Source organism: Azospirillum formosense (genome assembly GCF_013340925.1).
Lineage (GTDB): Bacteria > Pseudomonadota > Alphaproteobacteria > Azospirillales > Azospirillaceae > Azospirillum > Azospirillum formosense.
On the sequence record NZ_WHOR01000159.1, the window covers coordinates 1 to 13,300 of the forward strand.

Here is a 13,300-nt window from a genome sequence, read left to right on the forward strand (position 1 = left end):
TCCATCCCCGACTCAAAATTCCCGCGTCGGTGTCGACCAGCGGCTCGCCGGCCAGGCCCGGGCGCGGGCCCGCGACATGGCGGCGCGGCTGGCCTCGGGTGGGGGCCGGGTGGAGGCCCCGGGGCCGCGGCCCGCCGCCCCGCGGGCGGGGGGGGGCGCCCGGGGGGGGCGGGGGCCGGGTGGCGCGGCGGGGGGCGGGGCGGCGCCGGTCATCGCCTCGCGGGCGATTAGGCGCAGCACCTCGGGCAGGGGGACCTGCTCGCGCTCCTCCAGCCGCTCGAAGCCCTGCTTGTGGTAGCGCTCGTCCAGCGCCGCCTCCAGATTGGCGGCGACGCCGGGCATGTGGCTGGCGCCCAGCGCCTCGCAGCGGGCCTGCTCCAGCGCGTCGTAGGCGGCGCGGGCGCTGTCGCCCAGCGGCATGCGCTGGAGATGGATGGCGTTGTCGTGGAAGCGCAGCCGGAGCGACACGGCGTCCGCGGCGCCGCGCAGCGTGGCGACGTCATGGGGGTTCAGGTCGCGCGCCGGGGTGGGGATGCGCACGCGCAGGCCGGCGACGCCGGGCGGCTCGGTGGAGAAGCCCACCTGCACGTCGGCCCGGCGGGAGAGGGCCCGCACCGCGGCGGCGGTGGAGCGCTTGAAGGCCTCGACGGGGTTTTCACGATCGGTCATGGCGGGCTGTCTTGGGTCTGCGTCCGGCGGTCGTCGGACAAGATTGACACGGATCTCACGGACGAAGCACGGATTTCACGGATCTTCCCCGTTACGGCAGGACACGGGAGAAGGTGAGGCTGGAGCCACCGAAGTTGAACAACAGGCCGACCGGCAATCCGCTGGCGGGAAGACAATTGATGACCTGCCGTTTGTGCGGCTGCGCCAGCGCATCGGCGACCTTCAGCTCGACGATGACGCGGCGCGCCACCACGATGTCGGCGAAGTAGGTGCCAACGTTCGAGCCCTTGTAGCCGATCTGGAAGGGAACCTCATGTTCCGCATCCAGGCCGCGCTCGCGAAGTTCACAAAGAAGGGCCTTCTTGTAGACGGCCTCGACGAACCCCTGGCCGAGCGTGTTGAAGACCTCGAAGGCGGCTCCAATGATGCGCTCGGTCAAGGCGTCCAGGTCGCGGTCGAGAGTGACCCTCATCCGTGAAATCCGTGCCCAGATCCGTGAAATCCGTGTTGTCCTGTTGCCAGGGAGGCTGTGGTCCCGGGGGACGAGGCGCCCCCCGTCACACCAGGTTCGCCTGCACCCCCGTCTCCGGCAGCTCGGTGCCGAAGCAGCGCTGGTAGTATTCGGCGACGGTCGGCCGCTCCACCTCGTCGCACTTGTTCAGGAAGGTGATCCGGAACGCGAAGGCGATGTCGTTGAAGATGTTGGCGTTCTGCGCCCAGGTGATGACCGTGCGCGGGCTCATCACGGTGGAGATGTCGCCGTTGATGAAGCCGGCGCGGGTCAGGTCGGCCAGGCGCACCATCGACGCCACGGTCTTGCGGCCGGCCTCGCTGTCGTATTCCGGCACCTTGGAGGCGACGATCTTCACCTCGGCGTCCACCGGCAGGTAGTTCAGCGTCGCCACGATGTTCCAGCGGTCCATCTGGCCCTGGTTGATCTGCTGCGTGCCGTGGTAGAGGCCGGTGGTGTCGCCCAGGCCGACGGTGTTCGCCGTGGCGAACAGGCGGAAGGCCGGGTGCGGGCGGATGACGCGGTTCTGGTCGAGCAGGGTCAGCTTGCCTTCCACCTCCAGCACGCGCTGGATCACGAACATCACGTCGGGACGGCCCGCGTCATACTCGTCGAAGACCAGCGCGCAGGCGTGCTGGAGCGCCCAGGGCAGGATGCCTTCGCGGTATTCCGTTACCTGCACGCCGTCGCGCAGGACGATGGCGTCCTTGCCCATCAGGTCGATGCGGCTGATGTGGCTGTCCAGGTTGATGCGGATGCAGGGCCAGTTCAGGCGCGCGGCCACCTGTTCGATGTGGGTGGACTTGCCGGTCCCGTGATAGCCCTGGACCATGACGCGACGGTTGTAGGCGAAGCCCGCCAGGATCGCGAGCGTCGTGTCGCGGTCGAAGCGGTAGGCTTCGTCGATGTCCGGCACATGCTCCGTGCGCTGGCTGAAGGCCGGCACCTGCATGTCGCTGTCGATGCCGAACACTTGACGCACCGACAGGGTGATGTCGGGAACGTGATCGAACAGGGCCGAGCTGGCCTGGGTGGCTCCTTGAGAAGGCATGGGAGGTTCTTATCGTTCCAACGTGTCTGTTGTCGGGGCCGCCCGGCCAATCTGGTCCGGCCAACCGTCGGGGTTACGCACCATAGCAGGCTTTCAGCGTGTTGTAGGCCTGATTGATCTCCTTCAACTTTTCTTCGGCCGCCTTGTCCCCGCCGTTGGCGTCGGGATGGTGGATTTTCACCAGCTCGCGGTAGCGCGCCTTGATGCGCGGGAAATCCACGGGCGGGGCGAGGTCGAGGACGACCAGCGCCTCCTCCTCCGCGCTGCGGGCGGCCTGCCGGCGCTGCTTGGTCTCCTCGGACTGGTCCTTGCCGGCCTCGCGCCCGAACTCGAAGCTGAAGCCGTGCATCGCGCGGTCGCGCAGGAATTTCTCCTGCACCCCCCAGAAGCCGAGCGGCCAGCTCGGCCGCTGCCACGTGGTGTCGCGGCGGACCTCGGCCTCGATCTGCTCGGGCTTCATGCCGGCGTAATAGTCCCAGGCGCGGTTGTATTCGCGCACATGGTCCAGGCAGAACCAGTAGTAGTCGTTGAGCTGCCGGCGGCTCTTCGGCGCCCGGTACGCGCCCTCGCCCGCACAGCCCGGATGATCGCAGGCGCGCACGGCGGTGCGCGGCTGGTCGTAGCGGCTGAAGTCGTAGCGGGTGCGTGGCTTGCTCATGTGCGAAGTATGGGAAGAGGCACCCTTTCTGGCAAGCGCACGCAAGGGGACGGTGCCGGACTGCGGAAAATGGCCGGTCTGCGGCATTGGCGTCTTGACGGGAGCGGTGCCGCGCCGTCACCTCAATGACAAACCCGACCCAATGAGGATTCCATGGAATACGCCACCCGCATGCGCCGGAAGCTGACCGACGCGCTGGCCCCCGAGCGGCTCGACATCCAGGACGACTCCGGCCGGCACGCCGGCCACGGCGGCGCCCACCCGGAAGGTGAGACGCATTTCCACGTCACCATCGTCTCCGCCGCCTTCGCCGGAAAGTCGCGGGTGGAGCGCCAGCGGCTGGTCTATGGCCTGCTGGCCCAAGAAATGGCGGAGCGCGTTCACGCCCTAGGCCTGACCACGCTGACCCCCGAAGAGGCTCGCTGACAGCAACGCCGACAAGAACGCCTCACCCGCGCCCGTGCAGCAAGGGAAAAGTGCCACCTGAAAATGCATACATACGCATGCAACTACTAGAGGTTCTTTTCCGTCTTCAAACATAATTGGAGTGCTGCCGTGGTTGCAATTCTCGCTGTATTTAGTAGAGTGCAGCGCATGCAACCAATCAATGCGCCGTGGGCGATGCACTTTTCGCGCGTCGTCCGGCGGGTTCGTGGAGAGGGCGGCGTATGGCGAAGCGCGGGCCGAAGAAGCGGTTAACAGTGAATCCCAACGCGTGTGTGGAACCGCTGAAGAGCATGAACATCATGATTGCCGGGCGCCGCACGAGCATGCGTCTGGAGCCGACCATGTGGGACGCTCTGGAGGACATCGCCCGCCGCGAGGGCCTGACGGTCAACGGCCTCTGCACCCTGATCAAGGACCGGCTGGACGAGCAGATCCGGCGGCGCGGCCCGGGCGCGGACAACGCGGAGGTCACCCTGACCTCGGCGGTCCGCGTCTTCATCGCGGCCTATTTCCGCCGGGCCTGCACCGAGGACGGCCATGTCCAGGCCGGGCATGGCGGAGGCGATCCCTTCGTGGGCACGCCGTTCGACCTCCCGCCGCTGGACGAACTCGACCGGCCGGAGAGCGGGACCGGAACCACGGCGGCCACCCTGCCGCCGGCAGCGAAGCCAATCGGACCCAGCGAGAGCCTGCGGTCCGCGTTGGACGCGTGATGGCCTGACCGTCCCGATTCGGGAAAAGAAAGGGGCGCGTCCATCGGGCGCGCCCCTTGTCATTGTTTCGACGTGTTCATCCCGGAGGTCGCGGCCGCCGCCACCTCAGTCCGCCGCCACCTCAGTCCGCGGCGTCGCGCGGGCGGTCGCCAGTGTAATGGTCGGGCCAGTTCTTCCGCACGACCTCGCCGTTGCTGTCGAAGATGTGGCAGGTGTTCAGCAGGACCGGGCGTTTGGTGCGCAGCATGTCCTCCTTGCTGCCCGCCTCGCCGCCGGCGGCTCTGGCCTTGTCGGCCTGCTCGCGCGCCAGGATGGGATAGATGGTCTGAAAGGCGGTGGTGGCGATCGGCCCCAAAAGCTCCACCAGATGGGTGCACCCCTGAACGCCGCCCAGCCGCTCCTTCACTGCACGGGTCCAGCCCGGCCCGATCTTCAGCCCGACCAGCCGCTGGAAATTGGGGGTGACGGAGCCGCAGGTGCGGTAGGGGCTTTTCTCTGTCACCGCTTCCACCGCTTGGACGGTCAGGTCATTGTCGACCGTCAGGCGGAGCCACATGCCGTGCACCGGGTCGCCGGGCAGGATCTGGCCGCGCTGCTCGGTGTGGAAGGCGTAGCTCTTCACATCGGTCAGATGGCCTTCGACATCCCACAGCCCATCGGTCCGCCGATAGCCCCGGCAAGTGACTTCCCGGGTGTGGATCGGTTCGCGCGCGGCGGGTTCGGACAGTGGCATGGGACTCTCTGACGTACGGCCTCGTTCGGACGGCCTGATTGTTGGGGCGTACCCGGGAATATCGGTGGGGCCAGCGTTTAGGTCAAGCCGGCATTGCCGCATTGCAGCATTACGCGTTCGGAGTTCAGGGTGGAGCGCTGGCGGAGTAGTTCGACCCGAAGATGAAGGCCTCGCGGTCGCGGATCTCGTCCTCCAGATGGGCGCGGACCACGGCGAACAGGTCGCGGATGGAGACGATGCCCATCACCGTGCCGTCCGACTCGCCGTCCGCGGTGACCGGCAGGTGGCGGTAATGGTGGCGCTCCATCAGGTCCAGCGCTTCGTAGGCGTGGGCGTCCGGCCCCAGCGTGTCGGGAGAGGCGGTCATGACCTCGGCCAGCCGGGTCGTCGCGGGATCGCGTCCCGCGGCGACGACGCGGGCTGCGAGGTCGCGCTCCGTGAAGATGCCCTTCAGTGACCGGCCTTGCGTAACCAGGAGGGCAGCGACGCGGCGCTCCGCCATCAGAAGAGCGGCGTCCTGGACGCTGGCCTCCGGGGGCAGGCAGACGAGTTGCTGGTCCTTGATGACGTCGGGGATGAGCTTGCGGTTCGGCATGTCCATTCTCCCATTCTGGGGCAGGGTTCGATCGCATCTTGGACGCGAATCGGAACTGTCGTGAACTCTGACAGTTTGCTGCCCCAACGGTCAAGGGATTATGGTGCAGCGCATCAGCGCGCCACGGCATCCTCCAGTAGTGACCGCACCACCGCCGGATCGACGTCGCGCTGGGTGAAGGCGTCGCCCAGAGCGCGCACCAGCACGAAGGTGATGCGCCCGTCCTTGACCTTCTTGTCCTTGGCCATGGACAGGATCAGCCCGTCGACGTCCCATTCCACGCCGGGCACGTCGGTGGGACGGACCGGCAGACCGACGCGGGCCAGATGGGCGCGCGCCTTCTCGGCGTCCGCCGCCGGGCACAGCCCCAGCCGCACCGACAGGTCGAAGGCCAGGACCATGCCGATCGACACCGCCTCGCCGTGCAGCAGGCGGGAGCCGAAGCCGGTCGCCGCCTCCAGCGCGTGGCCGAAGGTGTGGCCGAGATTCAGCAGGGCGCGGTCGCCGCTCTCCCGCTCGTCCGCGCCGACGATGGCGGCCTTGGCCCGGCAGCTTTCGGTGACGGCGTGGCGGCGGGCGTCGCTGTCGCCGTCGACCACCCGTTCGCCGTTCTCCTCAAGCCAGGCGAAGAAGCCGGGCAGGCGGATCAGCCCGTACTTCACCACCTCGGCGTAGCCGGCCAGCACCTCGCGCCGCGGCAGGGTGTCCAGCGTGGCGGTGTCGGCGATGACCAGACGCGGCTGGTGGAAGGCGCCGATCAGGTTCTTCCCGTGCGGGCTGTTGATCCCGGTCTTGCCGCCGACCGAGCTGTCCACCTGGCTCAGCAGCGTGGTCGGCACCTGGATGAAGTCGATGCCGCGCAGCGCCGAGGCGGCGGCGAAGCCGGTGATGTCGCCGATCACCCCGCCGCCCAACGCCAGCAGGACCGCCGACCGTTCGATCCCGCGCGCCAGGACGGCGTCCATCAGCCGTTCGAAATGGGCGAAGTCCTTGGTCTTCTCGCCCGCCGGCAGGACGATGGCCTGGGTCGGCTCGACGCCGGCCGCGCGCAGCGTGCGCTCCAGCGTCGGGAGATGCCGGGGGGCGACGTTCTCGTCGGTGACGACGATGGGCGCCTTGCCCCCGGTGATCGCGGCGATGCGCGGCCCGGCACCGTCGAGCACCCGGTCACCGACCAGGATGTCGTAGCTGCGCGGGCCGAGGTCGAGGCGGACGGTGTCTGTGACGGTGGACGTGTCTGAGGTCATGGCGGGATCAGGGCTTGTCGTGGTGGTGGTGCGCCGGGTGGCGGTGATGATGGTGGTGCGAGTGGGGCAGGGTGATGCCGAAATGCGCTTCCAGCGCCTCGATCACCTGCTCCACGGTCGCCTCCGGCGGGCGCTCGTCGCTGATCACCGTCAGGTCGGCCTCCGCATAGACGGGGTAGCGGGCGGTCATCAGCCGGCTCAGGATGTCCTTGGGGTCGCCGGCGTTCAGCAGCGGGCGGTGGGTGCGCCGCGCCGTGCGGGCCAGCAGCACGTCAAGTTCGGCGCGCAGCCAGACCGACAGGCCGTGGGCGCGGATGGCCGCCCGCGTCTCCGGGTCCATGAAGGCGCCGCCGCCGGTCGCCAGGATGTGCACAGGCTGTTCGGTCAGCAGCCGGGTGATGATCCGCCGCTCCACCGAGCGGAACACCGCCTCGCCGTCACGGGCGAAGATCTCCGCGATGGAGCAGCCCGCCGCCGTCTCGATCTCCGTGTCGGCGTCGGTGAAGGGCAGGTGCAGCCGCGCGGCCAGCCGCCGGCCGATCGCGCTCTTCCCCGCGCCCATCAGGCCGACCAGCACCACCGTCCTCGGAAGGGTCTTCGACGGGTCCGGCGGTTGTCCCTGCGGTGGAAGGCGGGCGGTCATGGTGCTGTGGACTTTCCTGATGCTGTTCCGGCCTGATGCGGTTCCGGAGGGCGGGTGTTCGATTCGGTCGCAGAGGCCTGCGCATGTTGCGCAGCGGCGCCCCCGTGGCTAAAGTGGTACGTCCTGCGTTCATCGGCCATCGGGCCAGCGGTGCGGGCGGTGTGCGATGATTAGCATGAAAGCGCACCCTTGTCCCAAGCCGCACGGACGCAGACCGTGATACAGCGCCGCCGTTCCTTCCACAGAAACACGACTCCGATCGCCATGAGCCGGGTTATTTCCGTTCTTTTCGTCCTGTTCCTCTTCGTCATCGGGGGTGGCATGGCCTTCCTTGCCTCCTGGGACATGCCGGCACCGTCCAAGACGGTGGAAAAGGTCATTCCGGATGAGCGGTTCCCCCGCTGACGCCGGGGACGCCGCCGGGCGCCGCAGCCGGTTCGCCGCTCCGTCACGGGGCGGAAGGGCCGGTGCCGGCGCCGTTTCCATGTTTGCCGCCGCCTCTCTCGGGTTGGCCCCCCTGGCCCTGGCTGTGTCCGGAGCCCTGATGGGAGCGGCGACGCCGGCGCTGGCTCAGGCCTACGCCCAGGCCGTGCCTTCCGGGCCGCCGATCCGCCTGTTTCCGCCGCCGGAAACGATGGCCGTGCCCGACGTCGAGCCCGCGCCCGGGCGGGGGTTGGACGATCCGTTGGAGTCGCCGGGGCCGTCCGCCGCGCCCCTGCCCTTGACACCGTTTGACCGCGCGCCGTCCTTCGACGTGGTGCCGACCGTGGCGTCGCCCTCGGCCATCGCGGTGGAGACGCTGGGGCCGCTGGACCCCGACGGCGCCGGCCCTCTGGCGGGAGCCGCCGGTATGGGCGGCGACCCCTGGCGCGGAATCCCGCGTGCCGAGGTGCTGGCCCTGCTGCCGGAGTTGCCCACCCTCACCCCGTCACCCGCCGTGAAGGAGTTGCAGCGCCGGCTGCTGCTCAGCCGCGGCTCGCCTGCGGCCGCTCCGGGCGAGCCCGAGCCGGCGCGCCGCTTCGGCGCATTGCGGGTGGAGACGCTGGCGGCGATGGGCGACCCGCGCGGCGCCGCCGACCTCGCCGCGCTGCTGCCCGAGGCGATGACGGCCGACGAGGCCGCCGCCCGCGCCCTGACCGACGCCGAACTGCTCGCCGGCCCGCTGGACTGCGCCGCCGCGACGGAGCGCGCCAAACCCTTCTCCGGCCCCTATTGGCAGCGGGTGGCGCTGTTCTGCCGCCTGCGCGCTGGGCGGATCGGCGGGATCCCCCCGACGGAGGCCGGAACCGGCCCGGCGGGGGACGACCTCGCCTTCGACATGCTGCGCGAGCAGCCGGGCGGTGATGCCGATTTCCTGCGGGTGGCCGAGGCGATGGCCGGCGGCCCGGCGCCGCGGCCGCGCAGCCTGAGGGACCCCAGCCCGCTGACCCTGGCCGCCCTGCGGACGCTCCAGGCCGGTTTGCCGCCGGACGTGCTGTCCCTGACCGACCCGGCCCGTCTGGCCGCGGTGGCGTCCAACAATGGCACCGACCCGGCGACCCGCGTGACCGCGGCGGAGCGCGCCGCCGTTGCCCTGTTCCTCGATTCCCGGCGGCTGGCGGAGGCGTACCGCGCCGCGCCGGCCAAGGGCGACGAGCTTCTGCGGTTGAAGGACGCCGCGGCGCGCGACCGCACGGCCCGCACCCGCGCGCTGGTGCAGCAGGCCATGCTCGCCGCCATGGGCGGCGGGCGGCGGGTGGAACTGGCCGGGCTGGCGCTGGAGCTTCTTGACCCGCCTATGCTGGCCGGGCCGGTGGGGGCGGTGGTGGCCGACATGCTCGACACCCTGTCGCCGACTCCGGACGCCGCCGCCCTGGCCCCCGCCGCCGCGCGGCTCTGCTTCGCGCTGGATCGGGCCGACAAGGGCAAGCGCTGGTACGATCTCGCCCTGCGCAGCCGTCCCACCGCGGAGGTGGCGCGGCTGTGGCCGCTCGCCGTCATCGCGCTGGGCGGTGGGGCGCTCGGTCCGCCGCCGGGCGGCGGGGCGCTGGGTCTCGCCGGCTGGCTGGACGAATCGCTGCGCGGCGCCGATCCGGAGGCCCGCGCCCGCGTCGCCGGGCAACTGGCCCTGCTCCAGGCGATGGGCCTCGCCATTCCGGAGGAGGCGTGGCGCCGGACCGCCGACCCCGAAGAGACAGCCTCGGCCCCTGCGGACGCCCGTCCTCCCACCGCCGATCCCGCCCTGTGGCAGCGGCTCGTCGAGGCCTCCGCCGACCGGCGCGTCGGCGAGACGGCGCTGGCCGCGCTTCTGCTGCTCGGCAACGCCGGGCCGGCGGGCACGCCGCCCGCGGTGGTGGCGCGGGTGGTCGGGGCCCTGCGCGCCGTGGGTCTGGACGGCGATGCCCGCGCCATCGCCCGTGAAGCCGCCGCGGCCCTGGCCGGATGAGTCCCATGCCCAAAACACCCCTGTCGAAAGCCCAGCCGAAGCGGCGCGGGCGCCCCTGCAAACCGCGCCCGATCGCGGCCTCACCTCATGTCGACGCCTTTCTGGACATGCTGACGGCGGAGCGCGGCGCGGCGCTGAACACCCGCATGGCCTACGAGCGGGACCTCGCCGACCTCGCCCTCTGGCTGGCCCAGCGCGGCCAGCCGCTGGAGAAGGCGGTGACGGAGGATCTGCGCGCGTACCTCGCCTTCCAGTATGTGGAGGGCGGGCAGAAGCCGGCGCCGCGCACGCTGGCCCGCCGCCTGTCGGCGATGCGCCAGTTCTACCGCTTCCTGGTCTCGGAAGGCCGGCGGGCCGACGACCCGGCCTCGGCGCTGGACAGCCCCAAGCAGGGCCGCCCGCTGCCCAAGATCCTGACGGTGGAGGAGGTCACGCGCATGATCGACTCCGCCCAGACCCGCGGCGGGCCGGAGGGGCTGCGGCTGGTCGCGCTGCTGGAGGTGCTCTACGCCACCGGCCTGCGCGTGTCGGAGCTGGTCGGCCTGCCGATGGCCGCCATCCTGCGCGACGGGCGCGGGCTGATCGTGCGCGGCAAAGGCGGGAAGGAGCGCATGGTGCCACTGTCCGAACCGGCCTCCGCCGCGCTGGGCGCCTATCTGCCCTGGCGGAGCCACTTCATCCTGGCCGGGCGCGAGAACGGACCGGTCGCCTTCCTCTTCCCGTCGCGCAGTTCCGCCAACGGTCATCTGACGCGCCAGCGCTTCGCCCAGCTTTTGAAGGAACTGGCCATCGAGTCGAACATCGACCCGGAGAAGGTCAGCCCCCACGTCCTGCGCCACGCCTTCGCCACCCATCTGCTCGACCGCGGGGCGGACCTGCGCTCGGTCCAGAAGATGCTGGGCCACGCCGACATCGCCACCACCCAGATCTACACCCACGTGGTGTCGGAGCGGCTGAAGCAGGTCGTGCACGAGCATCACCCGCTGGCCCGGCGAAAAACCGTTCGTACGCAATAGTATTGCGCTAAAAGGGGTTGCTCCTTTCAAAAGATACCAATCCGGCTATGGCGGCTCCTCCCGCTGTGGTATAGCCCTTGGTCCAATGGGGTTGGCCGGCGGGGCGCGCCGGACCGCCCTCGCGACGAACTGGGGGAACTGCATGGCCACGACCATCTCCGGGCTTGAGATCCTGGGTCCGATCACGCCGGGCGTCGAGACGATCCTGACGCCGGAGGCGCTGGCCTTCCTGGCGGAGCTGGAAGGGCGGTTCGGGTCGGAGCGGCTGCGCCTGCTCGACGTGCGGACCAGGCGGCGGGCGCTGATCGAGCAGGGCCACACGCCGGACTTCCTGCCGGAAACCCGGGCCATCCGCGAGGCCGACTGGACCATCGCGCCGCTGCCGCACGACCTGCTTGACCGCCGGGTGGAGATCACCGGGCCGGTGGACCGCAAGATGATCATCAACGCGCTGAATTCCGGCGCGAAGGTCTTCATGGCGGACTTCGAGGATTCGAACTGCCCGTCCTGGAGCAACCTGATCGACGGGCAGGTCAACCTGCGCGACGCCGTGCGGCGGACGATCGCCTTCGACGATCCCGTGTCGGGGAAGAAGTACCGGCTGAACGACAGGACCGCCGTCCTGACGGTCCGCCCGCGCGGCTGGCATCTGGCGGAGAAGCACGTCACCCTCGACGGCGAACCGGTGTCCGGCGCGCTGTTCGACTTCGCCCTCTACGCCTTCCACAACGCGCGGGAGCTGCTGGCCCACGGCTCCGGCCCCTACTTCTACCTGCCGAAGCTGGAGAGCCATTTCGAGGCGCGGCTGTGGAACGAGGTGTTCTCGGTCGCCGAGGATTACCTCAAGATCCCGCACGGCTCGATCAAGGCCACGGTGCTGGCGGAAACCATCCTGGCCGCCTTCGAGATGGACGAGATCCTCTACGAGCTGCGCGACCATTCCGCCGGGCTGAATTGCGGGCGCTGGGACTACATCTTCAGCTTCATCAAGACCTTCCGCAACGACCCCGCCGCCGTCCTGCCCGACCGGGCGGAGGTGACGATGGCGACGCCCTTCCTGCAGTCCTACAGTCTGCTGGCGGTCAAGACCTGCCACCGCCGCGGCGCCCCGGCCATCGGCGGCATGGCCGCCTACATCCCGGTGAAGGACGACCCCGCGGCCAACGAGACCGCCTTCTCCAAGGTCCGCGCCGACAAGGAGCGGGAGGTGTCCAACGGCCATGACGGCACCTGGGTTGCCCATCCCGGCCTCGTCCCCGTCGCGCGGGAGGTCTTCGACGCCTACATGCGCAAGCCCAACCAGATCGACCGCAAGCGGGCCGACGTCAGCGTGACCGCCGCCGACCTGCTGGCCGTGCCGGAGGGGCCGAAGACGGAGCGCGGCCTGCGCAACAACGTGGCCGTCGCCATCGGCTATCTGGAGTCGTGGTTGCGCGGCACCGGCTGCGTGCCTCTGTTCAACCTGATGGAGGACGCCGCCACCGCGGAGATCAGCCGCACCCAGCTTTGGCAATGGGTCCACCATCGCGCCACGCTGGACGACGGGCGCCCGGTGACCATGGAGCTGATGGACGAGACCATCGCCGAGGAGCTGGCCGCCTGGAAGGCCCGCGTCGGCGACCGCGCCTTCGACACGGGTCTGTACGAGGACGCCGCGGTGATGCTGCGCGACCTCGTGGAGCGCGACGACTTCGTGGATTTCCTGACCCTGCCGGCCTACGACCGCATCGTCGCGCAGGGGGCGTGAGGCTCCTCTCTGGACTCTCGTACCTACGGGCCCCCACCCTAACCCCCCCCCGCTTTGCAGGGGAGGGAACTGCCGCCGCTTCGCAGAAGGCACCCTCCCCTGCGAAAGCGGGGGAGGGCCGGGGTGGGGGCGACGCTCACACGCGCGTCTCCGATGTGCCCGACCTGCTTGGCAAAAGGCGGGGGCTTCGCCATGTTCGCTGGCCTGCCCGCGTCCCGAGCCAGAGGTTCCGTTCCCGTGTCCACATCCTCCACCGTTCCGCCGGCCTCGCGCGGGGCCGAATCGCTCGCGCTGCTGCTTCTGGTCGGCGGGTTGATCGGGGTGATCTTTCCGGTCACCAAGGTCGCGCAGGCGGCCGGGGTGCCGCCGCTGCCCTGGGCCTTCTCCATGATGCTGGGCGCCGGGGTGATCCTGGCCGGGCTGGCGCGCGTCAAAGGTCAAGGGATGCCGCTGACCGGGCGTTACCTGCGCTATTTCGCGGTGTCGGGGCTGCTCTCCATGGCGCTGCCCAACGTCGTGCTGTTCTTCGTCATGCCCTGGCTGGGGGCCGGACTGTCGGCGGTGGTCTACACGCTGCCGCCGATCCTGACGCTGCTGATGGCCGTGGCGGTGCGGATCGAAACACCCGACCGCGGGCGGGTGGCGGGCATCCTGCTGGGATTTGTCGGCGCGCTGATGATCGTCGGGCCGCGCGGCAGCCTGCCCTCGCCCGATCTGGCGGGTTGGATGGCGCTGGCCTTCGTCATGCCGGCGGCGGTCGCGGCGGGCAACGTCTACCGCACCGTGGCCTGGCCGCCGGGCGGGCAACCGGTGGCGCTGGCCGCGGGCACCATGCTGGGCGGGGC

At 70.1% G+C, this 13,300-nt stretch carries 15 protein-coding genes; 7 read left to right on the forward strand and 8 right to left on the reverse strand.

Annotated features, from left to right (window positions below; all coding sequences use genetic code 11):
- Nucleotides 1–12 precede the first annotated feature (12 nt).
- The 4 genes from GBZ26_RS19005 to GBZ26_RS19020 form a co-directional block, all read right to left on the reverse strand.
- Nucleotides 13–669, reverse strand: a complete 657-nt coding sequence (locus GBZ26_RS19005) for a hypothetical protein (RefSeq protein WP_174440190.1) — start codon at nt 667–669, stop codon at nt 13–15.
- 91 nt (nt 670–760) lie between these two features.
- Entirely contained in the window at nt 761–1,141 is a 381-nt protein-coding gene (locus tag GBZ26_RS19010) for a GxxExxY protein (protein WP_174440191.1), read from the reverse strand.
- An 85-nt stretch (nt 1,142–1,226) separates the two neighbouring features.
- Nucleotides 1,227–2,231: a cobaltochelatase subunit CobS gene (cobS, locus tag GBZ26_RS19015; protein ID WP_014239256.1), complete on the reverse strand. Its 1,005-nt coding sequence runs from the start codon at nt 2,229–2,231 to the stop codon at nt 1,227–1,229.
- Between the two features lie 73 nt (nt 2,232–2,304).
- A complete protein-coding gene (locus tag GBZ26_RS19020) occupies nt 2,305–2,889 on the reverse strand; it encodes a J domain-containing protein (RefSeq protein WP_114860094.1) in 585 nt (194 codons plus the stop codon).
- Between the two features lie 153 nt (nt 2,890–3,042).
- On the opposite strand from GBZ26_RS19020, the gene GBZ26_RS19025 reads away from it, so the two are divergent.
- Both GBZ26_RS19025 and GBZ26_RS19030 read left to right on the forward strand, forming a co-directional pair.
- Entirely contained in the window at nt 3,043–3,315 is a 273-nt protein-coding gene (locus GBZ26_RS19025) for a BolA family protein (RefSeq protein WP_014239259.1), read from the forward strand.
- 311 nt (nt 3,316–3,626) lie between these two features.
- On the forward strand, nt 3,627–4,049 hold the full coding sequence (locus tag GBZ26_RS19030; RefSeq protein ID WP_246653532.1) for a ribbon-helix-helix domain-containing protein: 423 nt from the start codon (nt 3,627–3,629) through the stop codon (nt 4,047–4,049).
- Nucleotides 4,050–4,170: 121 nt separating this feature from the next.
- On the opposite strand, the gene GBZ26_RS19035 is transcribed toward GBZ26_RS19030, so the two are convergent.
- The 4 genes from GBZ26_RS19035 to GBZ26_RS19050 all read right to left on the reverse strand — a co-directional run bounded on the left by GBZ26_RS19035 (nt 4,171) and on the right by GBZ26_RS19050 (nt 7,267).
- Nucleotides 4,171–4,782 carry a DUF2889 domain-containing protein gene (locus GBZ26_RS19035; RefSeq protein ID WP_145625471.1) on the reverse strand — a complete coding sequence of 204 codons (612 nt, stop codon included), beginning with the start codon at nt 4,780–4,782 and terminating at the stop codon, nt 4,171–4,173.
- 124 nt (nt 4,783–4,906) lie between these two features.
- Complete coding sequence (locus GBZ26_RS19040; RefSeq protein ID WP_174440193.1) at nt 4,907–5,377, reverse strand: CBS domain-containing protein; 471 nt, start codon at nt 5,375–5,377, stop codon at nt 4,907–4,909.
- 113 nt (nt 5,378–5,490) lie between these two features.
- Complete coding sequence (aroB, locus tag GBZ26_RS19045) at nt 5,491–6,624, reverse strand: 3-dehydroquinate synthase (RefSeq protein ID WP_174440194.1); 1,134 nt, start codon at nt 6,622–6,624, stop codon at nt 5,491–5,493.
- Between the two features lie 7 nt (nt 6,625–6,631).
- A complete protein-coding gene (locus tag GBZ26_RS19050; RefSeq protein ID WP_174440195.1) occupies nt 6,632–7,267 on the reverse strand; it encodes a shikimate kinase in 636 nt (211 codons plus the stop codon).
- A gap of 216 nt (nt 7,268–7,483) precedes the next feature.
- On the opposite strand from GBZ26_RS19050, the gene GBZ26_RS19055 reads away from it, so the two are divergent.
- The 5 genes from GBZ26_RS19055 to GBZ26_RS19075 all read left to right on the forward strand — a co-directional run.
- Nucleotides 7,484–7,672 carry a hypothetical protein gene (locus GBZ26_RS19055; RefSeq protein WP_103039827.1) on the forward strand — a complete coding sequence of 63 codons (189 nt, stop codon included), beginning with the start codon at nt 7,484–7,486 and terminating at the stop codon, nt 7,670–7,672.
- A gap of 139 nt (nt 7,673–7,811) precedes the next feature.
- Nucleotides 7,812–9,692, forward strand: a complete 1,881-nt coding sequence (locus GBZ26_RS19060) for a hypothetical protein (protein ID WP_246653533.1) — start codon at nt 7,812–7,814, stop codon at nt 9,690–9,692.
- Nucleotides 9,689–10,708 carry a site-specific tyrosine recombinase XerD gene (xerD, locus tag GBZ26_RS19065; RefSeq protein WP_174440197.1) on the forward strand — a complete coding sequence of 340 codons (1,020 nt, stop codon included), beginning with the start codon at nt 9,689–9,691 and terminating at the stop codon, nt 10,706–10,708. Before GBZ26_RS19060 ends, xerD begins: the two co-directional genes overlap by 4 nt.
- 142 nt (nt 10,709–10,850) lie before the next feature.
- On the forward strand, nt 10,851–12,455 hold the full coding sequence (gene aceB / locus GBZ26_RS19070; RefSeq protein ID WP_174440198.1) for a malate synthase A: 1,605 nt from the start codon (nt 10,851–10,853) through the stop codon (nt 12,453–12,455).
- A gap of 237 nt (nt 12,456–12,692) precedes the next feature.
- Nucleotides 12,693–13,300, forward strand: a 608-nt coding sequence (locus GBZ26_RS19075; protein ID WP_174440199.1) for an EamA family transporter, incomplete at its 3' end; no start/stop codon positions are given.